This window comes from Nonomuraea sp. NPDC049637, from assembly GCF_040675235.1.
Lineage (GTDB): Bacteria > Actinomycetota > Actinomycetes > Streptosporangiales > Streptosporangiaceae > Nonomuraea.
This window is the reverse complement of sequence record NZ_JBFAOM010000004.1, coordinates 148,037-174,797: the sequence shown is the minus strand read 5'-3', so window position 1 is coordinate 174,797 and position 26,761 is coordinate 148,037. Positions and strand designations below refer to the sequence as shown.

At 73.3% G+C, this 26,761-nt stretch carries 21 protein-coding genes; 7 read left to right on the top strand and 14 right to left on the bottom strand.

Translation table 11 applies throughout. The annotated features are described in order from the left end of the window. Nucleotides 1-57: 57 nt before the first annotated feature. The 3 genes from AB0J71_RS07615 to AB0J71_RS07605 form a co-directional block, all read right to left on the bottom strand. Complete coding sequence (locus AB0J71_RS07615) at nucleotides 58-1,059, bottom strand: hypothetical protein (protein WP_352331029.1); 1,002 nt, start codon at nucleotides 1,057-1,059, stop codon at nucleotides 58-60. Between the two features lie 37 nt (nucleotides 1,060-1,096). Continuing rightward, entirely contained in the window at nucleotides 1,097-2,761 is a 1,665-nt protein-coding gene (locus AB0J71_RS07610; RefSeq protein ID WP_364413302.1) for an ABC-F family ATP-binding cassette domain-containing protein, read from the bottom strand. Between the two features lie 223 nt (nucleotides 2,762-2,984). Next, on the bottom strand, nucleotides 2,985-3,521 hold the full coding sequence (locus AB0J71_RS07605; protein WP_352326793.1) for a CGNR zinc finger domain-containing protein: 537 nt from the start codon (nucleotides 3,519-3,521) through the stop codon (nucleotides 2,985-2,987). Nucleotides 3,522-3,546: 25 nt separating this feature from the next. Here AB0J71_RS07605 and AB0J71_RS07600 point away from each other — a divergent pair, with 25 nt between their 5' ends. Next, on the top strand, nucleotides 3,547-3,729 hold the full coding sequence (locus AB0J71_RS07600) for a hypothetical protein (RefSeq protein WP_352326792.1): 183 nt from the start codon (nucleotides 3,547-3,549) through the stop codon (nucleotides 3,727-3,729). Nucleotides 3,730-3,779: 50 nt separating this feature from the next. Next, the gene (locus tag AB0J71_RS07595; RefSeq protein WP_364413300.1) at nucleotides 3,780-5,549 is read left to right on the top strand and encodes a long-chain fatty acid--CoA ligase; all 1,770 of its coding nucleotides are present in this window, start codon (nucleotides 3,780-3,782) and stop codon (nucleotides 5,547-5,549) included. Between the two features lie 85 nt (nucleotides 5,550-5,634). On the opposite strand, the gene AB0J71_RS07590 is transcribed toward AB0J71_RS07595, so the two are convergent. Continuing rightward, the gene (locus tag AB0J71_RS07590) at nucleotides 5,635-6,525 is read right to left on the bottom strand and encodes an NAD(P)-binding domain-containing protein (protein ID WP_352326790.1); all 891 of its coding nucleotides are present in this window, start codon (nucleotides 6,523-6,525) and stop codon (nucleotides 5,635-5,637) included. Between the two features lie 86 nt (nucleotides 6,526-6,611). Between AB0J71_RS07590 and AB0J71_RS07585 the strand changes: the two genes are divergently transcribed. Then, a complete protein-coding gene (locus AB0J71_RS07585; RefSeq protein WP_352326789.1) occupies nucleotides 6,612-7,013 on the top strand; it encodes a MerR family transcriptional regulator in 402 nt (133 codons plus the stop codon). A gap of 18 nt (nucleotides 7,014-7,031) precedes the next feature. Here the strand turns inward: AB0J71_RS07585 and AB0J71_RS07580 are convergent, their stop codons facing one another. The 5 genes from AB0J71_RS07580 to meaB all read right to left on the bottom strand — a co-directional run bounded on the left by AB0J71_RS07580 (nucleotide 7,032) and on the right by meaB (nucleotide 13,257). Next, nucleotides 7,032-8,099, bottom strand: a complete 1,068-nt coding sequence (locus AB0J71_RS07580) for a glycoside hydrolase family 19 protein (RefSeq protein WP_352326788.1) — start codon at nucleotides 8,097-8,099, stop codon at nucleotides 7,032-7,034. Between the two features lie 105 nt (nucleotides 8,100-8,204). Then, on the bottom strand, nucleotides 8,205-9,290 hold the full coding sequence (locus AB0J71_RS07575) for an acyltransferase (RefSeq protein ID WP_364413298.1): 1,086 nt from the start codon (nucleotides 9,288-9,290) through the stop codon (nucleotides 8,205-8,207). After that, the gene (locus tag AB0J71_RS07570; RefSeq protein WP_352326786.1) at nucleotides 9,278-9,898 is read right to left on the bottom strand and encodes a TetR/AcrR family transcriptional regulator; all 621 of its coding nucleotides are present in this window, start codon (nucleotides 9,896-9,898) and stop codon (nucleotides 9,278-9,280) included. Before AB0J71_RS07570 ends, AB0J71_RS07575 begins: the two co-directional genes overlap by 13 nt. 155 nt (nucleotides 9,899-10,053) lie before the next feature. Continuing rightward, nucleotides 10,054-12,141 carry a CehA/McbA family metallohydrolase gene (locus tag AB0J71_RS07565; RefSeq protein WP_364413296.1) on the bottom strand — a complete coding sequence of 696 codons (2,088 nt, stop codon included), beginning with the start codon at nucleotides 12,139-12,141 and terminating at the stop codon, nucleotides 10,054-10,056. A gap of 147 nt (nucleotides 12,142-12,288) precedes the next feature. After that, entirely contained in the window at nucleotides 12,289-13,257 is a 969-nt protein-coding gene (gene meaB, locus AB0J71_RS07560; protein ID WP_352326784.1) for a methylmalonyl Co-A mutase-associated GTPase MeaB, read from the bottom strand. A 101-nt stretch (nucleotides 13,258-13,358) separates the two neighbouring features. Here meaB and AB0J71_RS07555 point away from each other — a divergent pair, with 101 nt between their 5' ends. Continuing rightward, nucleotides 13,359-14,969, top strand: coding sequence for a serine/threonine-protein kinase (locus AB0J71_RS07555; RefSeq protein ID WP_364413294.1), 1,611 nt, complete (start codon nucleotides 13,359-13,361; stop codon nucleotides 14,967-14,969). A gap of 90 nt (nucleotides 14,970-15,059) precedes the next feature. Here the strand turns inward: AB0J71_RS07555 and scpA are convergent, their stop codons facing one another. From scpA to AB0J71_RS07530, 5 genes are all read right to left on the bottom strand, one after another. Then, entirely contained in the window at nucleotides 15,060-17,204 is a 2,145-nt protein-coding gene (gene scpA / locus AB0J71_RS07550) for a methylmalonyl-CoA mutase (protein WP_364413292.1), read from the bottom strand. Then, a complete protein-coding gene (locus tag AB0J71_RS07545; RefSeq protein WP_364413290.1) occupies nucleotides 17,201-18,916 on the bottom strand; it encodes a methylmalonyl-CoA mutase family protein in 1,716 nt (571 codons plus the stop codon). Before AB0J71_RS07545 ends, scpA begins: the two co-directional genes overlap by 4 nt. Before the next feature lie 45 nt (nucleotides 18,917-18,961). Beyond that, nucleotides 18,962-19,741: an N-acetylmuramoyl-L-alanine amidase gene (locus AB0J71_RS07540; RefSeq protein WP_352328326.1), complete on the bottom strand. Its 780-nt coding sequence runs from the start codon at nucleotides 19,739-19,741 to the stop codon at nucleotides 18,962-18,964. Between the two features lie 78 nt (nucleotides 19,742-19,819). After that, complete coding sequence (gene mtnA, locus AB0J71_RS07535) at nucleotides 19,820-20,758, bottom strand: S-methyl-5-thioribose-1-phosphate isomerase (RefSeq protein WP_352328327.1); 939 nt, start codon at nucleotides 20,756-20,758, stop codon at nucleotides 19,820-19,822. Between the two features lie 42 nt (nucleotides 20,759-20,800). After that, nucleotides 20,801-22,666 (bottom strand): potassium transporter TrkA, encoded by a 1,866-nt coding sequence (locus tag AB0J71_RS07530; RefSeq protein ID WP_352328328.1) that lies wholly within the window; start codon nucleotides 22,664-22,666, stop codon nucleotides 20,801-20,803. 94 nt (nucleotides 22,667-22,760) lie between these two features. Here AB0J71_RS07530 and AB0J71_RS07525 point away from each other — a divergent pair, with 94 nt between their 5' ends. The 3 genes from AB0J71_RS07525 to AB0J71_RS07515 all read left to right on the top strand — a co-directional run bounded on the left by AB0J71_RS07525 (nucleotide 22,761) and on the right by AB0J71_RS07515 (nucleotide 26,755). After that, nucleotides 22,761-24,431, top strand: a complete 1,671-nt coding sequence (locus AB0J71_RS07525) for a serine/threonine-protein kinase (protein ID WP_364413288.1) — start codon at nucleotides 22,761-22,763, stop codon at nucleotides 24,429-24,431. A 56-nt stretch (nucleotides 24,432-24,487) separates the two neighbouring features. Continuing rightward, the gene (locus AB0J71_RS07520; RefSeq protein ID WP_364389658.1) at nucleotides 24,488-25,600 is read left to right on the top strand and encodes a DUF5925 domain-containing protein; all 1,113 of its coding nucleotides are present in this window, start codon (nucleotides 24,488-24,490) and stop codon (nucleotides 25,598-25,600) included. Between the two features lie 120 nt (nucleotides 25,601-25,720). Beyond that, the gene (locus tag AB0J71_RS07515; protein WP_364389656.1) at nucleotides 25,721-26,755 is read left to right on the top strand and encodes a C39 family peptidase; all 1,035 of its coding nucleotides are present in this window, start codon (nucleotides 25,721-25,723) and stop codon (nucleotides 26,753-26,755) included. Nucleotides 26,756-26,761 lie beyond the last annotated feature (6 nt).

The following is a 26,761-nucleotide window of genomic DNA, read 5'->3' as shown; positions in this document are numbered from 1 at the left end:
GAAAAGGGCCGCGCGTCCGCGCGGCCCTTTTGCGTGTGCGGGCCCGGGCCTGGAGGGTCAGCTCGGGAAGTCGTCGGGGTTGACGGGCGCGGTGCGGGCGTTGCCGCCGGAGATGGCGTGCAGGGTGACCCGCCAGTCGTGCCAGAGGATCTGGGTGGCGGTGACCGTGGTCTTGAACTTCACCGACTTCTGGAACCGCTCGAAGCTGCACTGGCGGCTGAAGGACCGGCTCTTGCCGTCCCAGTCCACGCCGTGGGTGAAGTAGATCTTGTACGTGCCGTCGGGCACGCCCCTGACCTTGAACTTGGCCCTCTTGCGCACGTACACGCTGAACGTCTTGCCGCCGCCCCTGACCGCCGTGACGACGGCGTCGCGGCTGCCGCCGTTGTCGACCTCCAGGGAGCTGCGGCCGCCGAGGGAGGTCCGGCGGATGAACGCGCCGTTCTTCAGCCGCCTGTTCTGCTTGCCGCCGGCCTTGACCGTGACGACGTCGGCCGGGTAGTCGCCGGCGCTCTGCAGGGCCTCGCCCGCCTTGTTCAGGGCGGTGAGCTTGGTGTTCAGGTCGCTCAGCACGGCCGAGGAGGTGCACAGCTCGCGGCTGCCGACCTTGCCCGCGGTGGAGCCGAGCTCGGCGGCGACGTCGCGCAGGCTGGTGACGTACGCGTCGTGCTGGGCGCGGATCTCGGCGGGCGGCGCGATCGCGGACAGGGCGTCGGCGGCGCCGCTCAGCGCCTGCTCGGCCTTGTCCACGCGCTGGTTGAGCGCCTGGACCCCGCGCGCGCCGGCCAGCCCGCTGATCGCGCCGGTCATCGCCTTGTGCCTGCTGTCGAGCTCGCCCTTGTACGCCTCCGGCGTCAGGGCGCTGACGGCGGGGCTGGAGCCGGACGTGGGGTCCCCGCCGGGGTCGCCACCGGGATCGCCGCTGAAGGCTCCGCCCTTGCCGTCCGCCACGCCGCTGACCTTCGGCTCACCGCCGGTCAGCGGTGGCGGGGAGGAGCAGGCGGCGAGCGTCACCGTCGCCAGGGCGAGAACGCAGGAGATCAACCGGGGTGAAGCCACCTGCCCCACTATTGCCCGGTTGATCCCCAGACGTCAATTACGATTCGGCCAGTCCCTCGTCGCGATCCTGTCGCAGCCACCGGGTGATGCCCAGCGTCTCCAGGAACGGCACGTCATGGCTGGCCACGACGAGCGCGCCCCGGTAGGCCGCCAGCGCCTGGGAGAGCTGGCGGACGCTGGACAGGTCCAGGTTGTTCGTCGGCTCGTCCAGCAGGAGCAGCTGCGGCGGCGGATCGGCCGACAGCAGCGCGGCCAGGGCGGCGCGGAACCGCTCGCCGCCCGACAGCGTGCCCACGGGCTGGTCGGCCCGCGAGCCCCGGAACAGGAAGCGGGCCAGCCGCGCCCGCACGTCGTTGACCGAGGCGGCCGGCGCCACGGCCCGGACGTTGTCCACGACGCTCAGCGCGTCGTCGAGCACGTCCAGCCGCTGCGGCAGGTACCCCACCGGGACGTGCGCGCCGTGCTCGACGATCCTGCGCAGCAGGGTCGTCTTGCCCGACCCGTTGGGCCCGAGCAGCGCGATGCGTTCCGGGCCCCGGACGACCAGCCGGTCGAGCGCCTTGAGCCCGTCCCGGCCGGGCGCGCCATCGGGCCGGCCGGGCCGCTCGGGACGGTCGGGACGGTCTGGACGGTCTGGACGGTCTGCACGGTCTGCACGGTCTGCACGGTCGAGCGGCAGCGCCAGGAGGGTCCGGCCGGCCGGGACGGCGGTGCCGGGCAGCTCGACGCGGATCTCGGCGTCGTCGCGCACGGCCAGCTCGGCCTCGGTCAGCCTGTTCCTGGCCTCGGCCAGGCGCTCCTCGTGCAGCGCGCGGTGCTTGCCCGCCGACACCTGGGCCTTCATCTTCAGCCCGCCGGCGACGATCTTGGGCACCTTCTTGTTCTCGAACGCCTTCCGCGCGTTGCGGCCGCGCCGGTCCAGCTTGGTCCTGGCCTCGATCAGCTCGCGCCGCTGCCGACGCACCTCGCCCTCGGCGGTCCTGACCGTGCGCTCGGCCACCTCCTGCTCGGCGGCGACCTGCCGCTCGTAGTCGCTCAGGTTGCCGCCGTGCAGGCGCACGGCGGCGTCGCGGAGCTCGGCGATCTGGTCCACGAGGCCGAGCAGCGCCCGGTCGTGGCTGACCATGACCAGCACACCCGGGTACGCCGAGACCGCGGCGTGGAGCCGCCGCCGGGCGTCCAGGTCGAGGTTGTTGGTGGGCTCGTCGAGCAGCAGCACGGCGGGGCGCTTGAGGAGCTGCGCGGCCAGCGCGACCATGACGGCCTCGCCGCCCGACAGCGTCGCGACCGTGCGGTCGAGCCCGACGTGGCCGAGCCCGAGCCGGTCGAGCTCGGCCCGCGCGCGTTCCTCGACGTCCCAGTCGTCCCCGATGGCGGTGAAGTGCTCCTCGGCGACGTCGCCGTTCTCGACGGCGTGCAGCGCGGCCCGCTTCCCGCTGATCTCCAGCAGGTCGGACACCGTGCGGCTGCCCGCCAGCGGCACGTTCTGCGGCAGGTACCCCACCTCGCCGGTGACCGAGACCGAGCCCGACCCCGGGGTCAGCTCCCCGGCGATGATCCTGAGCAGGGTGGACTTGCCCGACCCGTTCGCCCCGATGAGCCCGGTACGCCCGGCGGGGAAGGCGGCGTCGAGACCGTCGAGCACCATGGTCCCGTCGGGCCAGGCGAAGGACACGTGATCGACGACAATGGAAAAAGACATCAGGCGGCTCCCATCACAAAAATCGAAATTTCGTGACTTGGCGGGAACACCGCTGCGCGCGCGACAACCGGACAGCCTGAGCTGGGAAGAACCGGGGCGAAGAGGTCGCCGAGGTCGAGGTGCGCACGCGACAGAGCCCGTGACCGGGCGGTAGGCGCGGTGCCCGCGGCCTCAGATCCTCACGTCAACTGCCCCCAGGGGTCGGCGATACGACCCGGACACATTACCCGAAAGACGACCGACGGGCAACGTCCCGGGCTCGATGGGCGGCCACGTTGACCCGGTTCGCGCAGGTCAGCGAGCAGAACCGGCGCCGCCCGTTACGCGAGGTGTCCACATAGACGGTCTCGCACCCCGTCCGGTCGCACCGCCCGAGCCGCCGTCCGTCGGAGAAGCACACGGCCATGGCCAGCCCGCCCGCGGTGGTGTCCTTGGCCCTGGAGACGATGTCGGCCTCGGCGGAGAAGAAGTGCAGGTGCGGTTCGAGGCCGTCGTGGGTGCTGATGTGCGGCCTGGACGCGGTGATCTCCAGCAGCTCGTTGATCAGCCGCACCTGCACGTCGAGGTCGGGCTCCCCGAAGACGGGGGCCAGCCGGCGCGCCCAGGCCGCCAGCTCCGCCGCCTGGGCCGGCGTGACGTCCGTGCGCCGCATGGCGTTGGCCGTGAGCGTCTCCCGCACCGCGGCCGGGCTGAAGTCCCTCGCGTTGACGAGGGCCGCGGCGAGTTCGGCGCCGTTGCCGCCGTAAGTGTTGAAATGCACAAGGTCATTACATCAGGTTGGAGTCATGCATCCCGGAGAGCCGCACGACCCCTTCGCCCTGACCCTCGTCTCCTCCCACCGCACCTCCGAGGGCGTGGTCTCCTACCTGCGCTGCGCATGCGGCGCGTGGGAGGTGCGCACGTCCAGGACGGTCGCGTGCGCCGGACCGCCCCCGGCCGGCGGCAGGTCGATCACGGCCATCGACTGATCCGGCGCACTCGTCCTAGAGTCGGCGGCACACCCCTCAGGAGGTCAGGCATGTCCAGCATTCCCTCCCTGCTGCGCGACCGGATCGCGGCCACCCCCGACGCCGAGGCGTACCGGGTGCCGTCGGGCGAGGCGTGGACCTCCCTGTCGTGGAGCGAGGTCGGCCGGCGCGTCCGCGGACTGGCGCTGGGGCTGTCCGGGCTCGGCGCGGGGCCCGGCAGGCGCGTGTCGATCCTCTGCTCGACCAGGCTCGAATGGATCCTCGCCGACCTGGCCGTGCTCTCCACGGGCGCGGCCACCACCACCATCTACCCGTCGAACACGGCCGCCGAGTGCGCCTTCGTCATCACCGACTCCGGCAGCACGATCGTCATCGCCGAGGACGACGAGCAGGTGGCCAAGCTCAGGTCCGTGCAGAAGGAGCTGCCCGACGTCACGTGCGTGGTGGTCGTCGACGGCTCGGCGAGCGACGACGGCTGGGTGGTCACCCTCGACTCGCTCAGCCACGGCGAGAGCGACGCGCCGGACGAGTACGACGCCATGGTGGACGCCATCGCCCAGGACGACCTGGCCACGCTCATCTACACCTCCGGCACCACCGGACGTCCCAAGGGCGTCGAGCTCACCCACGACAACTGGCTGTTCGCGGCGGGCTCGGTCCGCGAGATCGGCCTGCTGTCCCCCGACGACCTGCACTTCCTGTGGCTGCCGCTGTCCCACTCGTTCGGCAAGCTGCTGGAGGTCGTGATGATCGACATCGGCGTGCCGACCGCGATCGACGGCCGCCTCGACCGCATCGCCGACAACCTGGGGGCGCTGCGCCCCACCGTGATGGCCGCCGCGCCGCGCATCTTCGAGAAGATCCACAACACCGTCGTCGCCACCGTGCGCCGCGAGGGCGGGGTCAAGCTGCGCATCTTCGAGTGGGCGCGGGAGACCGGCCTGCGGGTCAGCAGGGCGCGGCAGCGCGAGGCGGCCGTCCCGCTCACCACCCGGGTCGAGCACGCGCTGGCCGACCGGCTGGTCTTCGCCAAGCTGCGGGCGCGCTTCGGCGGCCGGATCCGCTTCTTCATCTCCGGGGCCGCGCCGCTGTCGCGGGACGTGGCCGAGTTCTTCGACGGCGCCGGCCTGACGATCCTGGAGGGGTACGGCCTGACCGAGTCGTCGGCGGGCAGCTTCCTCAACCGTCCCGAGTCGGTGCGGTTCGGCACGGTCGGCCCGCCGCTGCCGGGCACCGAGGTCCGCATCGCCGGCGACGGCGAGATCCTCATCGGCGGGCGCGGCGTCATGCGCGGCTACCACGGCCTGCCCGAGGAGACGGCCGAGGCGCTGGCGGACGGCTGGCTGCACACCGGCGACATCGGCGAGCTGGACCAGGCCGGCCGGCTGCTGATCACCGACCGCAAGAAGGAGCTGATCAAGACCTCGGGCGGCAAGTACGTCGCCCCCACCTACCTGGAGGGCCGGATCAAGGCCGCCTGCCCGTTCGCCTCGCACGTGTTCGTGCACGGCGACCGCCGCAACTACGTGACGGCGCTGATCACCCTCGACATGGACGTCGTGCGCCCATGGGCCGAGGCCGAGTCGCTGCCGGCCGACCCCGAGGCGCTGTGCGGGCACCCGCGCATGCGCGAGGAGGTCGACAAGGCGATCCGGCAGGTCAACGCCGACCAGGCCAGTTACGCCACGGTCAAGAAGTTCGCGATCCTGGCCGGCGACTTCACCGTGGAGACCGGCGAGCTGACGCCCAGCCTGAAGATCAGGCGCAAGGCCGTCGAGGAACGCCACGCCGACGTCCTCGACGGCTTCTACGCCGACTGACGGCGGCGACCGACGACGCCGGCCGACGGCGGGGGCGCAAGGATCCGCCGCCGGTCGGCGGGCCTGGCGCGCGGGCCCGCCGTCGTCAGTCCCGGCCGGAGGGCTTGCGGAACTGCTCGATCAGCGCCGTGTAGCCCTCGCCGCCGTGGCCCGCCGCGACGGCCCGGCCGGCCAGCTCCCTGATGAAGCGCGGCAGCGTGGCGTCGACCCCGTGCGACTCGCTCTCGTGCACGAGGTGATCCATGGCCGCCACGTGCGTGTCGAGGGTCGAGTCGGTGGCCGGGTGCGCGCCCTCGTCGATCTGCCGCGCGTAGTCGGCCAGCCAGCCGGCCACGGTCTCGACGCCGTTCCGCGCGACCGGGGCGAACGCCGCGGCCTCCACCCCGGCGGCCCCGAGCAGCGCGGCGCCCTGGAGGAAGCCATTGAGGATGTTCCACATCAGGCTCAGCACCCCGACGTCGTAGAGCGCCGACAGGCCGTGGTCCGCGCCGAGGTACGTCGTCGCGCCGCCGAGGCTGCGCAGGGCCGGTTCGTGCAGGTCGAAGGCCGATCGCGGGCCGCTGTAGAGCAGGGCGGCCGCAGGGGTGCCGATGGCGGCGGGGGTGGTCATGATCGCGCCGTCGAGGTAGGCGCCGCCGTGCCGGGCCACCCGCGCGGCGGTGTCGCGGGCCTCGGCGGAGGTGCCGGAGGTGAGGTTGACCAGCACCCGGCCGTCCAGGGCGGCGCCCAGCGGGTCGAGCACCTCGCGCACGGCGTCGTACCCGGTCAGGCAGACGACCACGAGCGGCGCGGCGGCCACGGCCTCCAGCGCCGACCCGGCCGGGACGGCGCCCTGCCCGGCCAGCCGCTCGGCCTTGGCCGCCGTGCGGTTCCAGACGGTCGTCGGCCGGCCGTCCCGCAGGAACGCCCCGGCCAGCGCCTCCCCCATCAGCCCCAGGCCCAGGACGGTCACGGGGGTACGGCTTTCCTTCGTCATCACAGTCGCTCTCCCAAAGAGGTGATTCAGCAGCTATGGGAGAATCGTCAACGTTCAGACCGGTATGAAGGTCAAGGGGGACGGCCGTGCTGATCGGTGACCTGAGCCGGCGGACCGGGGTCCGCCCGCACCAGCTGCGCTACTACGAGGCCCAGGGCCTGCTGGAGCCCAGCCGCCGCGCCAGCGGCTACCGCGAGTACGACGACGGGGCCGTGCTGACGGTGGCCCAGATCAGGAAGCTGCTCGACGCCGGGCTGTCGACCGACGAGATCGCGTACCTGCTGCCCTGCGTCACCGGCCCCGACCCCGACCTGGTGCCCTGCCCCGAGCTGCTGGACACGCTGCGCGCCCGGCTGCGCGGCCTCGACGAGCAGATCGACACGCTCACCCGCTCCCGGCACGCCCTGCGCGGCTACCTGGAGACCACCGAGCGGCGCGCGCCGGCCGATCAGGCCGGCCGGGCCCCCACGGGAGCGCGGCCGGCCTGACCGGGCGCCGGGAGGCGGTCAGCAGGACAGGTTGCCGCCGGGGGCCACGCCGAGGATCTGGGTGAACCGCTGGTAGGCGTTGACCCGGCTCTGCACCTGGCCCGGGTTGCCGCCGTTGCACTCCAGGCTGCCGTTGATGCTGCGGATGGTCTCGCCGAAGCCGCGGCTGTTGACCATGGCGTCGTGCGGGGTCATGGTGCCGGGGCCGTTCTGGGTCATCCAGTACCACAGCGCGGTCTTCCAGGCCACGGACGCGTTCCGTTCCACCTGCCAGGGGTCGTTCAGCAGGTTGATGCCGAGGGCGTCGCCGGCGGCCTTGTAGTTGAAGTTCCAGCTCAGCTGGATGGGCCCGCGGCCGTAGTAGGCGGCCTGCCCGGCCGGGCAGCCGTAGGGCTGGGTCGCGTCGCAGTAGTGCGGGTAGTTCGCGGTGTTCTGCTCGACGATGTAGACCAGCCCGCCGGTCTCGTGGCTGACGTTGGCCAGGAAGGCGGCGGCCTCCTGCTTCCTGACGGTGGCCGAGCCGGTCCCGGCGAAGGCGGGGAAGGCGGCGATCGCCGTGGTCAGGCCGCTGTAGCTGTAGAAGGAGTTGCGGCCGGGGAACATCTGGTCGAACTGCGCCTGACTCACCACGAAGCCTCCTGGGTCCGGCGGGTCGGTGGGCGTGCCGCCGCCGTCGCACGCGTACGGGTCCCAGTACCAGGTGCTGATCACGGGGTCGTAGCCGGGGTTGTCGTGGACGGCGACGTAGTAGTTGCCGTCGGTGTACCGCACGATGCTGCCGGTGGCGTAGTACCGGCCGGCCACCCAGTTCGGGTGGTCGCCGCAGCCGGGCGTCGGGGTCCCGCCACCGCCGCAGGCGCCCTGGTCGGCCCAGACGGCGGCGGTGCCGGGGGTCTCGTTCTGCGTCCACCACCTGGCCGACCAGTTGTGCCCGCCGCGGGACACCACCGCGCCGCCGTTGTAGGCCGTCGTGGCGTTCCACGGCGTCGCGCACGTGGCCGCCCCGGCCGGCGGGGCCGGCACGACGGCCGACAGGACGCCCGCCACCAGCAGCGCGGCGGCGAACAGCGTCAGGATCCGGCGCACCCCGATCACTTCCCTTCACGGAATCTCTTAAGAAAGTTTCCTAAGAGTTAGCGCGATGGTGGCACGCGGCCGAAGGCCCGGCAAGGCCCAAAGTCAAGCCCGCGGTCAAAGGACGCGCCTGGCCCCCGGCAACGACCTGACCGCGTACGCCAGCCCCCAGCACAACGGCAGCGACACCGCCAGCACGAGGGCGAACTTGACGACCGCCGCCGCGTGCAGCCCCCGCACCGCCCAGGCCACGGCGACCAGCACCAGCGGATGGATGACGTAGACCGCGTAGGCGTTGGCGGACAGGAACCCGCCGCGCGGCCCCTGCCGGGCGAACCGCTCCCTGAACAGCACCACCAGCCCGACGATCATGCCGACGGCGAACACGGACTCCCACAGCGCGTTGACCGCGACCGCGACCAGGCCCGTGGTCAGCGCCGCGAGCGGCAGCAACAACACGGTCGCCACGCCCGCGACGACGAACCCGGCCCGCCCGGCCCGCCTGGGCAGCGCCTCGAACCAGCCGCGCCGGAAGGCGACCACGCCGGCCGCGAACATCGCCGCGTACTGCGGCAGGAAGTAGGGCGTGGGCAGCCCGAGCACCGGCACGTACGCGCCCTGGGGCACCGGGATCCGCCACAGGAGCGTGGCCGCCGCCAGCCCGAGGGTGAACAGCACGACCCCCTTGAGACTCGGCGCCCTGGCCTCTTGCGTCCTGGCCCGAGGGCCGCCGGACCGGCCCGCACGCCGCCACCACGCGTAGAGCAGGGTGAAGACGATCAGCACCTCGACGAACCACATCGGCCCCGGGTCCCACGAGACGATGTACCACTTCCAGAACGGCATGCCGTGCTCGCCGATCGTGAGCAGCGGCCGCAGCAGCAGGAGGAAGACCAGCAGCGGCACCCCGAGCCTGACCAGCCGGTCGCGGACGAACGCGCGCCCGCCCTTGCGGTCGTGGGAGCCGGGAGTGAAGAAGCCGGAGATGAGGAAGAAGAACCCCATGAAGAACGCCTGGTTGAGGACCACCAGGATGTCCAGCGCCACCCCGGAGGGGTCGGCGGCCGGCTCGGTGTAGTACCACAGCGGGATGTTGCCGTAGGTGACGGCGACGTGATGGGCGACGACCAGCACGGTCAGCAGCACGCGCAGGTTGTCGACGGCTAAAAGCCTGGCGCCGGTCTCGGTCTTCATCGTCTGCATGCCCTCTCGAACAGGTCGGCCAGCTCCGCGGCGTGCGCGTCGAGGTCGTGGTCGGGGTTCGCCACCCAGTAGGCGAACATGTCGTCGATGGCGGAGAAGTGGGTGATGGCCATGACGCGGCGGTCGAAGTCGCGGAACTCGCCGGTGGACTGGCCGTAGGCGTAGATCTGCTCCATCGCCTGGTAGAGCTCGTCGTTGGCGTTGACGCCGTAGCGCGGCTCGCCGTCGGCGGTGCGCAGGTTGTAGAAGATCTCGCCGAGGGCCTTGAGCCGGGTGCGGTGCTCGCGCATGTGCTCGGCGACGGCGAGGATGTGCGTGCGCACCATCGCGGTGGGGCCTTCGACGCCCTCGATCCGCGCCATGACGTGGGCGGCGATCTCGCCGTAGACGCTGTTGACCACCTCCTCCATCAGCTCTTCCTTGCCGGCGAAGTGGTAGGAGATGACGCCCTTGCTGATGCCCGCGTGCTGGGCGATGCGCGCCAGCGACGCCTGACCGAACCCGACCTCGGCGATCACCTCCACGGCCGAGGCGATGATCTGCGCCCGCCTGGCCTCCTCGATGAACGAGCGCGCCTTTTGGCCGCCCGACTGATTTTCTGACCGCATGGCCAAAATCTAGCACAGGCGGCCAGAATCGTAAGAGGGCTTGGATCGTACGGAGGTTAGGGGCCGTGGGAGTTCAGGGGCCGTGGGAAGGCAAGGGGCGTGGGAGGAGCAAGGGACGCGGGGAGGAGCCAGGGGCCGCCGGAGGTCGGGAACCGTCAGGACAGGCGGCCGCGGTAGACCTCTCTGGCCTGGTCCAGCAGGGCGACGTGGTCGGCGAGCTGGCTGGGGGTGGTCAGGCGGGCGTGCGTCCTGATCAGCTCCTCCAGCAGGTCCAGCCACTCCAGGCACCAGCGCACGTCCTCGCGCCTGGCCACCCGGCGGCCGGCCAGGTCCACGTGGACGGGGCTGGTCAGGGCGTAGCCGGTGCCGGTCATGGTGCGCGGGTGCGGGTCGCACACGGCCTCGGCCAGCACGTACGTCGGCTCGTCCACGCGCAGGTCGGCCGTCACGGTCAGCCGCTCCTCGCCGCCGGGGCGCCGCTCGCCGGCCGGGAGCCGTTCTGCGCCCGCGCGCACGCCCTCGGCCGTACGGACGCGCACGGCGGCCACCTCCGGGCCGATCGCGGTGGCGGTGACGCGGACGTGGTCGCCGGGACGGGCGTCGATGACGTGGCCGGGGCTGTGCCCGTCCACCGTCAGCTCCAGCCAGGGGCCGGTGGTGGCGAACGTGCGGCCCGCCCGTACCGCGTCGGCGAACGCGCGGGCGGTCAGCTCGCCCTCCACCCGGGCGTAGACGCGGGCCCAGCCGGGCGGGCTGGACTGGTTGTCCGCCCGCGTGAAGGAGATCATCGAGTCGGTCCCCGCCGTGACGGCGAGCCGGTTGCCGGCGCCGATCAGCCGCCGGTAGACGGCGGCCGTGGACGGGATCGAGGCGTGGGTGAGCACGTCGAGGCTGTCCACCAGGCCGAGCGCGGCGTCGGCGACCAGCTCGCGGGCGGCGCAGTTGCGCGGCGCCGGGGAGACGACGGCCCTGGGCGGGTCGCCGTCGGCCAGCGGCGTGGCGAAGGGGTGGCTGTAGCCGAGGACCGCGCCGAGGCCGCGCAGCTCGCGCAGCCCCTCGGCGTTCGGCGGCCAGTCGGCGTCGCCGGCGAACCCGGTGTGGAACCGGCCCGGCGCGCGTTCGGGGGCGAAGGCGTAGACGTGGCCGAGCAGGTCGTTGCGGTACTCGACGCCCATGCGGGCCAGGTGGGTGGCGTCGGACCAGGGCAGGTCCTCCCCCGCCCAGTGGTCGAGGGCCTCCCGGTCGTAGACGCGCGGCCCGGAGACGTTCCCGGCGAGCAGGTTGAGCACGTGCAGGTCCTCGCCGAGCTGGGCGGCGGCCGCGTCGGCGGGCAGGCCCACCAGGTCGCCGGCCCAGTTGAGGTGGACGTGCAGGTCGCCGCCGTACCAGCCGCGGGCGGCGGCGTCGTAGAGGCGTTCCGGGGTGAGCCGGACCACGCGTTCCTCGCCCGGGGCCATGGTGACGTCCAGGGCGGACTCGGCGTACTCCATGCCCCTGGTGACGGTGATCGTCAGCGGTCCGGCCGGGACGTCGAGGGTGCGGCCGTCACCGTGGAAGTAGGGCCTGCCGTGGTAGTCGTGGCGGGCCGGGACGCCGGGCGGGTACCAGCCGCGGCCGTCCCGGGAGGCGACGCTCCACCGGCACGGCTGCCCCGCCACCAGGGTGAGCCGGGCGGCGGGGACCGGGCGCAGCAGGGCGTCGAGCCGGACGCGCTGTCCGTCGGCCACGACCACGCTGCCCGCCTCGGCCTCGACCAGCCAGGCGCCGCGGGGGGCCAGCTCGCGGCGGGCGTCGTCCACGCTGACCGGGCAGGGGGTGTCGCGGGAGGAGTCGACGAGCAGGAAGATCTTCTCCGCGCCGCGCCCGGAGGGCGGCTCTCCGGGGGCCAGGACGGTGACCGGCGCTCCCCGCAGCTCGATCCCGTCCGGGCCGACGCGCAGCGCGGCCAGGTGCGGCGGCAGCTCGCCGGCCAGGGTGTCGCGCAGCACCCGGTCGTAGTCGGGCTCGGCGAGGTGGGCGGCCAGCCGGTCGATCGGCTGCCCCGGGTGCAGCCGCGCGGCCTCCTCGAAGGCCAGCCGCCAGAACGTGCCGAACAACGAGGGCGGCAGCACCCTGCGCCGGGCGAAGAACTTCACGTAGTGGATCTCCGGCTCGCCCCACGTGATGCCGTGCCCGGCCAGCAGGCGGCCGTACTCCTCCAGGGCCGCCGCCACCGTTCCGGGCAGCATCGGTTCCGCACCCATCTGCGCTTCTCCCCACGTCGGTTGCGCGACATCGTGACATGTCCCGCTCAAGCCGTCGGATCGGAGATGACGCTGCGGATACGGATATTTCTCCCCCGGGCGCAAGTCTGTTCCTCCGGGGAGTGGAGAGCCCCCGGCCGCCGGACGTCAGGGCCGTTTGAACACCGACAGCAGGCGGTCGGCGGCGAGTGCCGGGGTCAGCTCCCCCGCCAGCACCTCCCGCTCGACCTCCGCCGTGATCGCCGCCACCTCGGGGTCGTGACGCAGCTCGGCGAGCAGGCGGTCACGGACCAGCGTCCAGGTCCACTGGACCTGCTGGCGGCGGCGCTTGGCGGCCAGGTCCAGCGAGCCCTGATGGGCCAGGATGCGCCGCCACAACTCCTCCAGGCCGTCCCCGGTGAGCCCGCTGCAGGTCAGGACGGGCGGCGGCCCGGCGTCCGACCGCAGCATGCGCAGCGCTCCGGCCAGTTCCCTGGCCGCCTTCCTGGCCGCGAGCTCGTACTCGCCGTCGGCCTTGTTGACCGCGATCACGTCGGCCAGCTCCAGCACGCCCTTCTTGATCCCCTGGAGCTGGTCGCCGGTTCGGGCCAGGGTGAGCAGCAGGAACGTGTCCACCATGTCGGCCACGGCGGTCTCCGACTGCCCGACCCCGACGGTCTCGACCAGCACCACGTCGAACCCGGCGGCCTCCACCACGACCATGGCCTCCCTGGTCGCCTTCGTGACGCCGCCGAGCGTGCCGGAGGTCGGCGACGGGCGGATGAACGCCGCCGGATCGGTCGACAACCGTGCCATCCGGGTCTTGTCGCCAAGGATGCTGCCGCCCGTCCTCGTCGAGGAGGGGTCGACGGCCAGCACGGCCACCTGGTGCCCCTGGCCGGTGAGGTACGTGCCGAGCGCGTCGATGAACGTGGACTTGCCCACGCCGGGCACGCCGGAGACGCCGACCCGGCGGGCCCGGCCGGACAGCGGGGTGAGCTCGACGAGCAGCCGCTGGGCCAGCGCCATGTGGTCCGGCCTGGTCGACTCGACCAGGGTGATCGCGCGGGCGATCCACGTACGGGAGCCTGCCCGTACGCCTTGGGCGTAGTCCTCCAGCGAGCGCACCCGGTTCACCTCTTTCTTCTCATTGATCAGCCTAACTTCTGACAAGTCCGGTTATTTGCCAGTAAGGTGCTGGAGTTCTGATCACAGCCGTCACAGGAGTCACTCCCCTCATGCCCAACGTCGAACCCCTCCGCGAGGGCGACCCGGCGGCGGTGGGACCCTACCGGCTGGCCGGGCGGCTCGGCGCGGGCGGCCACGGTGTCGTCTACCTCGCACGCGGGCGCGACGGCGGTCCGGTGGCCGTCAAGGTGCTCGCCGAGGGCGTCACCGCCGGTGAGCCGTTCGCCAGGGAGCTCGCCGCCGCGCGTGCCGTGGAGCCGTCCTGCGTCGCGCGGGTGCTGGACGCCTCGGTCAGGGGCCGGCCGTACGTCGTGACCGAGTACGTGGACGGGCCCTCCCTCCAGGAGGCCGGCCCCCTGCGCGGCGCGGACGAGCTGCGGCGGCTGGCGGTGACGACCGCGACGGCGCTGGCCGAGGCGCACCGGGCGGGCGTCGCGCACCGCGACTTCAAGCCGTCCAACGTGCTGCTCGGGCCGGACGGTCCGCGGGTGACCGACCTCGGCGTCTCGGCGGCGTTCGGGACGGGGGTGAGCCCGACCGGCGCCATCACGGGCACGCCCGCGTACATGGCGCCCGAGCAGCTCTCGGGACAGCAGGCGGGCGCGCCCGCGGACGTGTTCGCGTGGGCGTCGGTGATCGTGTTCGCGGCGACGGGGATGCCGCCGTTCGGCGAGGACTCGCTGCCGGCGGTGATCAACCGCATCCTGCACGACGAACCCCGCACCGGCGACCTGCCGCAACCGCTGCTCGGCGTGGTCCTCGCCTGCCTGACCAAGGACCCCGCCCGCCGCCCGCCCATGGCCGACGTCCTCCGCCACCTGCTCACCACCCCCGCCCCCGGCCCGCCCCCCTCGGCAACCGCGCCCCACCCAACCCCCTCCGGGACATCGGCCCGCCCGGCGCCTGCCGCGGCGGCGGCCCGTTCGGCCCCCTCGGGGGCGTCGGAGGCCGCGTCCGGGACGACCGGGCTGCGCCTGGTGGCGGGCACGCCGCCCTTTCCCCAAGGGGGGCCGCCCAGACCGCAGACCCCGGCCCCGGCCCCCACCCCGGCCATGGCAGCGCAGGCCGCCAAGCCGGGGGCAGCGCCCAAGGTGCGGGTGCGGCGGCGGGTGAAGACGGCGGTGGTGGCCGGGGTGTCCGGGGTGTCCGTGCTGGTGTTGTCGGGCGCGATCGTGTGGCTCACCCCTTCGACGCCCACGCCCAAGGCCACCCACGTGGCCGACGTGACCACCGCCCCCACCCCCGCTCCCACCCCCGGCACCGCGACCTCCCCCACGCGACGTCCCCGGCACACCCGCGCCCCGGTCCCCGGCCCGCAGGACGAGAGCACCTCCAGCACGACCCCGTCCCCCGACCGCCTCACCCTGGCCCCCCTGCGCCCGTCCGGCGGCACCAGGAACGGCGACTGCTGGGACGGCGCGGTACGGCTCCAGGCGGCGGTGACCAGGACCGGCGCCCCGGTCACCCTCCGCTACACCTGGATCGTCGACGGCACGGTCACCGCCCGCGCCTCGGCCACCGTCACCGAGGACGCCCCCCGGCACCTGACCTCGCCGACCGCGCTGACGGACGCCGGCCCCCACAGCGTCACGCTCCAGATCACCGCGCCCGTCGCCCGCCGGCGCACCGTCGCCGTCACCGTCTGCGACGACGCCCTCTGACCCGGGCGAGCCGCCCGACGGGTCACAGGCGGCCGGCGACCTTCCCGGCGAGCCGCCCGGCGGGTCACGGGCGGCCGGTGACCCGCCGGGCTACGGGCGGCCGGTGAGCGTCCGGAGCAGGTCGAGGGCGGCGTCGGCGATCACCGTGCCCGGCGGGAAGATGGCGGCGGCGCCGGCGGCGCGCAGCTCGTCGTGGTCGCCCGGCGGGATGACGCCGCCCACCACGATCATGATGTCCGCGGCATCGAGGTCGGCCAGGGCGCGCCGCAGCGCGGGCACCAGCGTGAGATGCCCCGCCGCCAGCGACGAGACGCCCACGATGTGCACGTCGGCCTCGACCGCCTGCCTGGCCACCTCTTCCGGCGTCTGGAACAGCGGGCCGACGTCGACGTCGAAGCCCAGGTCGGCGAAGGCGGTGGCGATCACCTTCTGGCCCCGGTCGTGGCCGTCCTGGCCCATCTTGGCGACCAGGATGCGCGGGCGGCGGCCCTCGTTCCGCTCGAAGTCGGCGCAGGCCTCGCGGACGCGCTCGATGGCCTCGGCCGGCCCTGACTCGTCGCGGTACACACCGGAGATGGTACGCACCTGCTCGGCGTGCCGGCCGAACACCCGCTCCAGGGCGTCGGAGATCTCGCCGACGGTGGCCTTGGCGCGGGCGGCGTCCACGGAGAGCTTGAGCAGGTTGGCGTCGAGGCCCGGCGCGGGGTTCTCGGCGGCCTTGGTGAGCGCGTCGAGGGCGCGCTGCACGGCCTCGCCGTCGCGTTCGGCCCTGAGGCGGGCCAGCTTGTCGAGCTGCTGGGCGCGTACGGCGCTGTTGTCGACCTTGAGCACCTCGATGGGCTCGTCGTCGGCGGCGCGGTACTTGTTGACCCCGATGACCGGCTGGCGGCCGGAGTCGATGCGGGCCTGGGTACGGGCCGCGGCCTCCTCGATGCGCAGCTTGGGCAGGCCCGCCTCGATGGCCCTGGCCATGCCGCCGGCCGCCTCGACCTCCTCGATGTGGGCCCAGGCGCGCTCGGCGAGGTCGTGGGTGAGCCGCTCGACGTAGTAGGAGCCGCCCCAGGGGTCGATGACCTGGGTGGTGCCCGACTCCTGCTGCAGGAGGAGCTGGGTGTTGCGGGCGATGCGGGCCGAGAAGTCGGTGGGCAGCGCGAGCGCCTCGTCGAGGGCGTTGGTGTGCAGCGACTGGGTGTGGCCCTGGGTGGCGGCCATGGCCTCGACGCAGGTGCGGGCGACGTTGTTGAAGACGTCCTGGGCGGTGAGCGACCAGCCGGAGGTCTGGCTGTGCGTGCGCAGGCTCAGCGACTTGGGGTTGGCCGCCCCGAACCGCGACACCAGCTTGGCCCACAGCAGCCGGGCGGCGCGCAGCTTGGCGACCTCCATGAAGAAGTTCATGCCGATGCACCAGAAGAACGACAGCCGGGGGGCGAACCGGTCGACGTCCATGCCGGCGGCGATCCCGGCGCGCAGGTACTCGACGCCGTCGGCGAGGGTGTAGGCGAGTTCGAGGTCGCAGGTCGCCCCGGCTTCCTGGATGTGATACCCAGAAATGCTGATCGAGTTGAACTTCGGCATCTTCTCGCTCGTATAAGCGAAAATATCCGAAATTATGCGCATCGAAGGGGCCGGCGGATAGATGTAGGTGTTGCGGACCATGAACTCCTTGAGGATGTCGTTCTGGATGGTCCCGGCCAGCTCCTCCGGCGCGACGCCCTGCTCCTCGGCCGCCACGATGTACATCGCGAGCACGGGCAGCACCGCGCCGTTCATGGTCATCGACACCGACATGCGGTCGAGCGGGATGCCGTCGAAGAGCTGCCGCATGTCGTAGATGGAGTCGATCGCCACCCCGGCCATGCCGACGTCGCCGGCCACGCGCGGGTGGTCGGAGTCGTAACCCCGGTGCGTGGCCAGGTCGAAGGCGACCGACAGGCCCTTCTGCCCGGCCGCCAGGTTGCGCCGGTAGAAGGCGTTGGAGTCCTCCGCCGTGGAGAAGCCCGCGTACTGGCGGATCGTCCAGGGCTGGTTGACGTACATGGTGGGGTAGGGCCCGCGCAGGTACGGGGCCGCGCCGGGATAGGTGTGCAGGAAGTCGAGCCCGTCGAGGTCGGCGGCCGTGTAGAGCGGCTTGACCCCGATGCCCTCCGGCGTCTCCCACACCTCGCCCCCGGGAACGGCCGCCGCGCCGGAGCCGGCCCCCGGCCCGAGCGGGACGCCCGAGAAGTCGGGGATCATCGCAGCACCTCCAGGTCCTCGAACGTCTGACGGAGCACGGCGAGCGCGTCGCACCCCGCGTAGAGGCAGGCGTCCACGCCCTCGTAGTCTCCCTTCCCCGCCAGCCAGACGCGTCTCGCCCCCGCGTGCCGCAGGGCGGCGGCCACGGCGCGGGCGTGCTGGGCGTAGAGCTTGTCGGTGGAGCACAGGCAGGCGACGGCGGCGCCGCTCACGGCGAAGGCGGTGGCGATCTGCTCGGGGTCGGCGCCCGGCCCGGCGGTCTCGGTGGCCAGGCCGCCGGCGTGGAACAGGTTGGCGGCGAAGGTGGCCCGCGCGGTGTGCGCGGCGACCGGCCCGATGGTGGCCAGGAACACCTTGGGACGCTCGGGCAGGGCGTCGGCCACGTCGCGCAGCGCCTCGAACTCCTGGGCGTAGCGGGCCACCGGCCGCCCGGCGGGGGCGGGTGGCCGGCGCAGCGGCTTCTCGCCGGGATCGGGGAACTCGCTGACGCCGGTGATCGGGAAGCGGCGGTGGGCGATGTCGTCGGCGCGGCGGGCCCGGGTGGCGGCGACGCGCCGCTCGATCAGCTCGCCGGCGGCCGCCACGCCCCCGCCGGCCTCGATCTCCTGGAACCACGCCCAGGCGCTCTCGGCCAGGTCGGCGGTGCGCCGCTCGACGTACCAGGAGCCGCCGGCGGGGTCGGCCACCCGCCCGATCCCCGACTCCTCCAGCAGCAGCGACTGCGTGTTGCGGGCGATGCGCCGGGAGAAGGCGTCGGGCAGGCCGAGCGCGGCGTCGAACGGCTGGACGGTGACCGCCTCCGCCCCGCCGACGCCCGCCGCGAAGCAGGCCAGCGTGGTGCGCAGCATGTTCACCCAGGGGTCGCGGGCGGTCATCATGGCCGTGCTGGTGACGGCGTGCTGGCGCTGGCCGCCGTGCTCGGCGGCGCCGCACACCTCGGCCACCCTGGCCCACAACCGGCGCGCCGCGCGCAGCTTGGCGATGGTGGCGAACTGGTCGGCGGTGGCGGCGTACCGGAAGTCGATCTGGCCTAGCGCTTGCTCAACCGTGAGGCCGGCGCCGGTGAGCGTGCGCAGCTCGGCCACGCCCCGCGCGATCGAGCAGCCCAGCTCCTCGGCGTCGGCGGCGCCCGCGTCGTGGTACGGCGTGGCGTCGACCATGACCGCGCGCAGCCCCGGGACCGCGACGCACCGCCCGGCCAGCTCCGCCCCCTCGACGCCGCTCGCGCCCAGGTTGCCGCTGGGCGTGACGCCCTGCGCGGCGGCCAGGCCGAACAGCGCCTCGGCGGCCTCCCGCGTGTGCTCCCCCGCCTCCAGCACGATCGGGGCCAGGTCGAGGTAGACGTCCTTCAGCACGGCGGGCAGCGCGCCCACCGGGATCGCGCCGTCGCCGACGACCAGCCAGAGCGAGGTGACGCCGTTCTCCAGGTCGGCCAGCACCGCCTCGGGGTCGGCCACGGCGTGCCGCTGGCGGACGTCCCAGCCGGGCCGCGCCCGCGCCCCCCGCGTGAACGGCGGCGCGCCCGGCAGCCCCGGATCGCCCGGCAGGTCACCCGCGTCGTAGAGCGGCGCGACCGGCACGCCGTCGTAGGTCGGGCTGGACAGCGCCTCCTCGGGCGAGCCCGCCTCGACCCCCGACTTGCGCAGGACCTCGACCGCCAGCCCCCGCCAGTCGTCGCGAGTGGTGGGAGGAAAGCCCGCTGCCAGTTCCATGCAACGGATAGTAGGCGCTGCCCGGCCGCCGCAGTAATCCGGGGGTTACCCGTCGGCGAGCGGCGCCTCCCACGCCAGCCTCCACGTGAGCGGGCCCACGATCCCGTCGTCCTCGACGCCCTGCTCGCGCTGGAACGTGCGGCACACGTCGCGCGAGCGGGCGCCGTACGCGCCGTCGACGGTCAGGTCGTGGCCGCGCTTGTGCATCTGCCGCTGCCAGGTGCGCACGTCCTCGCCCTCCATGACCGGCGGGTACTTCAGCAGCCGGCCGGGGAAGGGCGGCGCGCCCTTGGGCGGGGGCGGGGTGGTGCCGCCGCCGGGGCGGGGCGCGCCGCGCCTGATCCAGGCGTACAGGGGGTCGCCGGGGCAGTCGGTGGAGTAGCCGTCGCGGTGGCCCTTGATCTCCTTGCCCGCGCCGCCCCGGTCGCGGACGTACTGGACGGCGTCGAGGACGGCGTCGAGCATCGCGTCGGGCGGCTGGACGAGCCCGGCGTTGCCGACCAGACCGAGCACGGCGTAGTGACCGCTGTTGAGCCCGGGACCGTTGGCCGCCGGCAGATGGTGCAGCCCCCGCCCCTCGAAGACCTTCCGGTGCGGACAGGCGACGAAGCTGTATCCGATGTCCATCCAGCCGTTGCCGTCCATGTGGTACGCCTGGATCGACCGCACGAGGGAGACGCAGCCGGCGTGGTCGGACAGGATGGCGGGTTCGACCCGGCCGCCGGTGTAGTGGACCTTGACGCCCTTGGTCGAGTCAAGCTGGGTGTAGGCGCCGCGGGGCGCGCGTGCCTGCCAGTCGCGGCGTAACACCAGATCGATGTCCACGAGTGCTCTCCGAGAGTAGATATCGGGACGACCGAGCGTAACGCCAGCGAGGTGAGCAGGTCCGGGGATCGCGTTATTTCACGGTCTGATCACCCGCCGTTCGGTCACGATCGCGGTGATCAGATCGTGCGGCGTCACGTCGAACGCGGGGTTCAGCGCCTGTGTGCCCTCGGGCGCCAGGCGTACACCTCCGACGGTGAGGATCTCCTCGGGGTCGCGGTCCTCGATCTCGATGTGGTCGCCGGTCGGGGTGGCGGGGTCGATGGTGGACTCGGGCGCGACCACGATGAACGGCACGCCGGCCCGTTCGGCGCCGAGCGCGAGCGCGTACGAGCCGATCTTGTTGGCGGTGTCGCCGTTGGCGGCGATGCGGTCGGCGCCGATGAGCACCGCGTCCACCTCGCCCTTGGCCAGCAGGTACGGCCCCGCCGAGTCGGCGACCAGCCGGTGCGGCGCGCCCATCCTGGCCAGTTCCCAGGTGGTGAGCCGGGCGCCCTGGAGCAGCGGGCGGGTCTCCAGGGCGAGCACCTCGGCCAGGCGGCCGCGTTCGTGCAGGGTCTGGACGACGCCGAGGGCGGTGCCGCGTTCGACGGCGGCCAGGCCGCCGGTGTTGCACACGGTCATGATCCTTAGCCGGTCGCCCTCCAGCAGGGCGGCACCGCGCTCGCCCATGGCCAGGCAGGCGGCGATGTCGTCGTCGCGGATCCGCAGCGCCGCCGCCAGCACCGCCTGCCTGCCCTCGTCCAGGTGGGCGGCGGCCTGGTCGACGCCCCAGGCCAGGTTGGCGGCGGTCGGGCGGGCCGCGCGCAGCTCGGCGATCTGGCCGAGGTCGCCGTCGGCGAGCACGACGCCGAGCGCGCCGGCCACGCCGAGCGCGGGGGCGCCGCGCACGGCCAGCCGCCTGATCGCCGCGACGAGCTCGGCCACGGTCTCCACGCGCAGCCGCACGCACCGGCCGGGCAGCAGGGTCTGGTCCACGAGCTCGACGGCGTCGCCGGCCCAGTCGATGGTCCTCACGCCGCACACGGTAGCCCACGGCTCCCGGGCCGGGCCGCGGGGTCAGCGTTCGGCCAGGACGATCACCGAGTCCTGCCGGCCGAGGACGACGGTGTCGCTCTTGGCGGGGTTCAGCACGATGCCGTAGTGCGGCGGGACGTTCCTGGAGACGTTGTCGCGGTAGCCGATCGCGGTCTCGCCCCTGCGCCGGGCCGCCTCGACGATGGTGGCGAAGGTGACCTCGGCGCCGGTCTCGACGTAGGAGGCGGCGGGCCGGGGGTAGATCTCCGAGCCGTGCGAGTCGAACAGGTAGCCGAACACGTCGGCGAGGTGCCGGTTCTCGGCGAGCTGGGCCAGCAGCAGGCCGATGACGGTGTCGCTGATGACGATGTCGTCGGCCTCGGTGACCTCGGCCAGCGCCCGGTTGCCCTCGTCGTGCATCTCGCTGACGATCGAGTAGTGCTCGCCGAGCGTGCTCTGCATGTCGCGGAGCTGGAGCAGGGTCATGAGCGTGCGGGTGTCGGCGTGGTGGGGGTCGAAGCGGTCGTCGGACAGGACGATGACGTGCTGGTAGAGGCCGACGCCGAGGGATTCCAGCGCGTACCGGTCGGTGGTGTCGCAGTCCTTGACGTTGACGGTGAGGGTGCGCAGCCCGGTCAGGCCGGCGCCGGCCTTGGGGTGGTCGGCGGCGATGTCCAGGACCGAGCCCGTGGAGACGTAGCCGTCCAGGTAGCGCACGATCTGCTCGGCGCGGCCGTTCCAGTTGAGCAGGAGGGTGCGTTCGGGCTCGGGCTTCGGGGCGGCGGCGGTGATGACGGCCTGTTCGTCGATCGGGGGCTCGCCGGTGGCGAGCCTGATGTGGGAGTCGTCGTGGGCGATGACGACGATCTGGTCCTTGGCCGTGATGACGGTGTCCATGGGCGGGTTGAGCACGACGCCGGCCGGGCCGCGTAAGCCGATGACGGCGGCGGTCTCGTAGGCGTGCAGGGCCTGGCTGTAGGTGGCGCCGACCAGTTCCTCGTCGGCGCGCAGGTAGATCTCGCCGCCGTCGAAGTTGAGCAGGTCCATGCAGACGACGGACATGCCGGACTGGCGGGAGGACTGCACGATCAGCCGCGAGGCGGTGTCGTCGGAGTCCACGAGGTGCACGTCCGCGCCGCCGGCCAGCCGGGCGGCGGCCAGGTTGCGGGCGGAGGCGAGGGCGGCGACCACGGGCGGGTGGGAGCCGTGCCGCTTGGCCAGGGCGAGCAGGATCTTGATGACGTGCGCGTCGGGGTCCTCGCCCTCGGGTGAGAGCACGACGACGGACCTGGCGGCGGTGAGGTTCATCAGGCCGAGGTCGCGCGGCTCGGTGGGACGTCCGGTGCGGCAGACCAGGCGGGTCCTGCCGAGGTCGCCGACGTGCTCGCGGATGTCCTCCTCCATGGCGAGCTTGTCGCGGTCGGCCAGGACGGCGATGACCGAGTTCTTCTGGCTGGCGTGCGCCTTGACGAGCTCGGTGACGATCGTGAACACCTGGTCGGACCAGCCGAGCACCACGGTGTGGCCGGACTCGACGATGCGCGAGCGGCCCCTGCGCAGGCGGTCCACCTTCTGCTTGAGGCCGTTGGACAGCAGGCCGACGAGCATGCTGACGATGAAGATGCCGCCCAGCGACCCGGCGAACATGACGGTCATGTAGCCGAACGAGCCCTTGTCGCTGGCGACCTTGCTGGGGGTGAGGGCGTGCATGAGGGCGATCCACAACACCTGCCCGGGGCCGCTGACGCCGTCGGGCTCGTGGGGCGCGAGCCAGAGCGTGAGCGCGGCCACCACGAGGATGAGTGCGACCGACACCACCGCGAGCCAGCCGATGAGCGAGGCCGTCCCCCTGGACATGGTGTTGTCGAACCAGTACCGCGCCCGTTCGCGGACCGTGATCCTCGACACTTCCCCGATACCTCCGTGTAAGGAGTGATTTAACCGACGTCACAAGGTACCGGGCGATCTTGGCTTCCGCATGGCGAGCGGTAACGTAGCCGCCATGGTGATCCCCCTCACACCGGACGATCCGGCGTTCCTGGGCGATTTCCGGCTGGCCGGGCGTCTGGGCGAGGGCGGGCAGGGCGTGGTCTACCTGGCCCACTCCGCCTCCGGGGAGCCGGTCGCGGTCAAGCTGCTCAACGCCGGTGACCAGGAGACCCGGGCCAGGCTGGCGCGCGAGCTCGACGCGCTGGAGTCGATCGCCTCCTTCTGCACGGCCCGCGTGCTCGACGTCTCGACGCGGGGCTCGCGGCCGTACGTGGTGAGCGAGTTCGTGGACGGGCCCTCGCTGGCCGACCGGGTGGCCGGGCGGTCGGCCGCTGGCACCGCCGGGGGCACGACCGGGAGCACCGCCGGGAGCACCGCCGGGAGCACCGCCGGGAGCACCGCCGGGAGCACCGCCGGGCGCGGCCCGCTGCGCGGCGGGGAGCTGGAACGCCTGGCGGTCGGCACGGCCACCGCGCTGGCGGCCATCCACGCGGCCGGGGTCGTCCACCGTGACTTCAAGCCGTCCAACGTGCTGCTCGGGCCGGACGGGCCGCGGGTGGTGGACTTCGGCATCGCCAGGGCCGAGGGGGCGGCGACGCACACCTCGGGGCTGGTCGGCACGCCCGCGTACCTGTCGCCGGAGCAGATCGCGGGCTCGCCCGCCTCGGGGGCCTCCGACGTGTTCGCGTGGGGGGCGACCATGGTCTACGCGGCCACGGGGGTCAGCCCGTTCGGGGCGGACACCGTGCCGGCGGTGCTGCACCGGGTGCTGCACGCCGAGCCCGACCTGTCGGCGCTGCCGCCCCGGCTGCGCGGGCCGGTCGCCGGCGCCCTGGCCAAGGACCCCGCCCACCGCCCGACGGCCGCCGCCCTCCTGATGACCCTGGTCTCCCCCAGCCCGGGCGCGGGCCCGGGCGCGGTACCTGGATCGGCGCCGGGAGCCGGGCCAGGACCGGGACCGGGACCGGGCCTGGGAGCTGGACCGGGAACGGGGCCGGGACCGGAGATGGGGCCGGGAGCAGGGCGGGGAACGCGGTCTCCGAGGCTCGATCCGGGGGCGGCCGACACGCGCGAGAGCCGCGCGGCCCGAAATCGGGGACGCCGCGCCCTGGTCGGCGCGGGAGCGGCCCTGCTGGCCCTGGCCGTGGCGGGCGGCGTGGTGCTGCTGACCACCCGCACGCCCGGCTCGACCGCCACCCGGTCCACCCCGCCGCCGTCCACGGCCGCCGCCCTGTCCAGCCCGCCGTCCGCACCTCCGTCCGCGCCGCCGTCCACGGCCACCGGCCCGGCCACGCCCGCCGCCACCTCCCCGGCCGCTACGGCGCCGGCCACCGGCCGCACCGGCGACCTGAAGATCCCGGCGGCCTTCGCCGGCACCTGGTCGGGCCACACCGACACCACCAACCCGCTCGACCCCGACGGGGCCGAGAACACGGTCGAACTGAAGGCCGGCCAGTCACGGGCGGCCTGGAAGGAGAAGGACTCCCAGGTCGACTGCGCCGCCACGATCACCCTGACCGAGGTGCGCCCGGACCGGCTGACTTTCTCCCTCGGGACGTCCACGGGCGGCTGCATCCCGGGTACTGTCTGGCTGGAGCTGGAAGGCGACACTCTCACCTACACCTGGCGGGACGTGCCCGGCCTGGGCATGGTCACCCAGACCGGCAATCTCACCAAGAAGTGACCGAACCACCCGCATAACCCTTCGACATCCGAGCCCACGAAGGAGATCCTTTACCTATGTCTGTGATCAGGGAGGTGCCGTTCCCCAGTGCGGACTCCTCGTCCGAACTGCCGATGAACATCTGGATCGACGACGCCGACTCAGCGATCGACGTCATCGACGCGCTGGCGTTGTCGCCGTTCGCGACCGGCGTCCAGCCCTGGTCCAAGCTGGCCAATCTGGAGCGCGTACGTCCGGACGCCCGGTTGCAGCCGGCCGAGGGCCGGGTGCTGCGCACCGCGCAGGTGGAGGACGGTTCGGAGTCGCGGCTCATCTGCGGCGAGGGCTGGACGCTGCGGGTCGTGCGGCACCGCAACCGCACCGCCACGGTGAGCGTGACGGCGGCCAGCGAGGAGCTGGCCGCCTCGGTGCTGAAGGAGAGCATCGACGGCGCCGAGGAGCCGATGCCCGACGCCGACCACGTCGAGATGGGCTTCTGGTGGCGCGGCTCCCACGGCGGCAACCGGTCGGAGAAGCCGATCACCGCCCAGCCGTGGGACGAGATCGGCACGAACTACTCGGCGCAGGTGCGCCCGGCGCTCGGCCGCCTGATGGCGACCACGCCCGCCGACGTCAACGGCCGGCTCATCCTGCTGCACGGCCAGCCGGGCACCGGCAAGACCACGCTGCTGCGCACGCTGGCCAAGCAGTGGCACGACTGGTGCCAGGTCGACTGCGTGCTCGACCCCGAGCGGCTGTTCAACGACCCGGGCTACCTGATGGAGGTGGCGGTCGGCTACGACACCGACGACGACACGCAGCGGTGGCGGCTGCTGGTGCTGGAGGACTGCGACGAGCTGATCAGCTCGGGCGCCAAGGCCCAGGCGGGGCAGGGGCTGTCGCGGCTGCTCAACCTCACCGACGGCCTGCTCGGCCAGGGCCGCGACGTGCTGGTGGCCATCACCACGAACGAAGACCTGACCCGCCTGCACCCGGCCGTGATCCGTCCGGGCCGGTGCCTGGCGCAGATCGAGGTGGGCCCGCTGACCAGGGACGAGGCCGTCGCCTGGCTGGGGTCGTCGCAGGGTGTGGGCGCCTCGGGGGCGACCCTCGCCGAGCTGTACGCCCTGCGCGCCGGGCGCGCGATCGCCCCGGCGGGCACCGACGAGTCCACCGGCCTCTACCTCTGATCCGGCCCCGCCGGGGGCGCCGCGCGCGTCCCCGGCGTCCCGCGCGCTGAGGGGGCACGTCCGGGCTGGTACGTAAACCAACCGATGTGCGACACCGGGTGTGAAACCACAATATGGCTGGTGCTCACCGTCGATCTGGCGCGCGTCGCCTTCACCCGTCTCACCGTGCCCGGAGGCACGTGGACCAGCGAGGAACACCGGGTCGGCTTCGCGGCCACCCAGCTCGTGCCCTCGTGGACCGCGCGCACCCCGCCCGGCGGCGGGGTCGAGGTGGAGCTGCGGGCCAGGACCGGGGCGGGCACGCTGACCAAGTGGTACGTCATGGGCCGGTGGTCCGAGCACGGGCCGCGCACCTCGGTTCCCGGCCAGGGCGACGAGGACGGCGACGTGGCCGTGGACACGTTCGTGGCCAGGCGGCCGGTCGTGGCGTTCCAGCTGAGGGTCACCGCGCGCGGCGAGGGCGCGCGGATGACCTCTCTCGGCGTGCTGGCCTCGGCCCTGCCGCAGCGTCCGGTCACGGTGAGCACGCCAGGGGTGGCCGGGCACGTCGAGCTGGACGTGCCCGGCCACTCCCAGTACGCGCACGCCGGGCACCACCCGCACTGGGACGGCGGCGGCGCGAACTGGTGCAGCCCCGCCTCGGTGGCGATGGTGCTGGCCTTCTGGGGCCGCGGCCCCGGGCCCGGCGAGCTGGCCTGGGTGGGCGCGGACGACCCCGCCCCGGCGGTGGACCACGCGGCCATGGGCACCTACGACGACGGCTACCAGGGCACCGGGAACTGGCCGTTCAACGTGGCCTACGCCGGGCGCTACGGGCTGACCGGCTTCGTGACCAGGCTGCTGTCGGCGGCCGAGCTGGAGGCGTTCGTGCTGGCGGGGATCCCGGTGATCGCCTCGCTGTCGTTCCGGGCCCACGAGCTGCCCGGCGCCGGCTACTCCACGAACGGGCACATCCTCGTCGTCACCGGCTTCACCGCCGGGGGCGACGTCGTCGTCAACGACCCCGCCGCGCCCGCGGACGGCGAGGTTCGGCGGATCTACCCGCGGGCAGCGTTCGAGAACGTGTGGCTGAGGAGCTCGGGCAGCGGCGGCATCGTGTACGTCCTCCACCCGCCCGGGCACCCGCTGCCTCCCTGTACCAACGGCAATTGGTGATCTTTC

What these genes read in the sequence shown, in the direction of transcription:
- AB0J71_RS07610 (WP_364413302.1), bottom strand. Translation starts at nt 2,761, where the DNA reads ATGTCTTTTTCCATTGTCGTCGATCACGTGTCCTTCGCCTGGCCCGAC.
- AB0J71_RS07600 (WP_352326792.1), top strand. Translation starts at nt 3,547, where the DNA reads ATGCATCCCGGAGAGCCGCACGACCCCTTCGCCCTGACCCTCGTCTCC.
- AB0J71_RS07595 (WP_364413300.1), top strand. Translation starts at nt 3,780, where the DNA reads ATGTCCAGCATTCCCTCCCTGCTGCGCGACCGGATCGCGGCCACCCCC.
- AB0J71_RS07590 (WP_352326790.1), bottom strand. Translation starts at nt 6,525, where the DNA reads ATGACGAAGGAAAGCCGTACCCCCGTGACCGTCCTGGGCCTGGGGCTG.
- AB0J71_RS07575 (WP_364413298.1), bottom strand. Translation starts at nt 9,290, where the DNA reads ATGCAGACGATGAAGACCGAGACCGGCGCCAGGCTTTTAGCCGTCGAC.
- AB0J71_RS07570 (WP_352326786.1), bottom strand. Translation starts at nt 9,898, where the DNA reads ATGCGGTCAGAAAATCAGTCGGGCGGCCAAAAGGCGCGCTCGTTCATC.
- AB0J71_RS07565 (WP_364413296.1), bottom strand. Translation starts at nt 12,141, where the DNA reads ATGGGTGCGGAACCGATGCTGCCCGGAACGGTGGCGGCGGCCCTGGAG.
- AB0J71_RS07555 (WP_364413294.1), top strand. Translation starts at nt 13,359, where the DNA reads ATGCCCAACGTCGAACCCCTCCGCGAGGGCGACCCGGCGGCGGTGGGA.
- scpA (WP_364413292.1), bottom strand. Translation starts at nt 17,204, where the DNA reads ATGATCCCCGACTTCTCGGGCGTCCCGCTCGGGCCGGGGGCCGGCTCC.
- AB0J71_RS07545 (WP_364413290.1), bottom strand. Translation starts at nt 18,916, where the DNA reads ATGGAACTGGCAGCGGGCTTTCCTCCCACCACTCGCGACGACTGGCGG.
- AB0J71_RS07525 (WP_364413288.1), top strand. Translation starts at nt 22,761, where the DNA reads ATGGTGATCCCCCTCACACCGGACGATCCGGCGTTCCTGGGCGATTTC.
- AB0J71_RS07520 (WP_364389658.1), top strand. Translation starts at nt 24,488, where the DNA reads ATGTCTGTGATCAGGGAGGTGCCGTTCCCCAGTGCGGACTCCTCGTCC.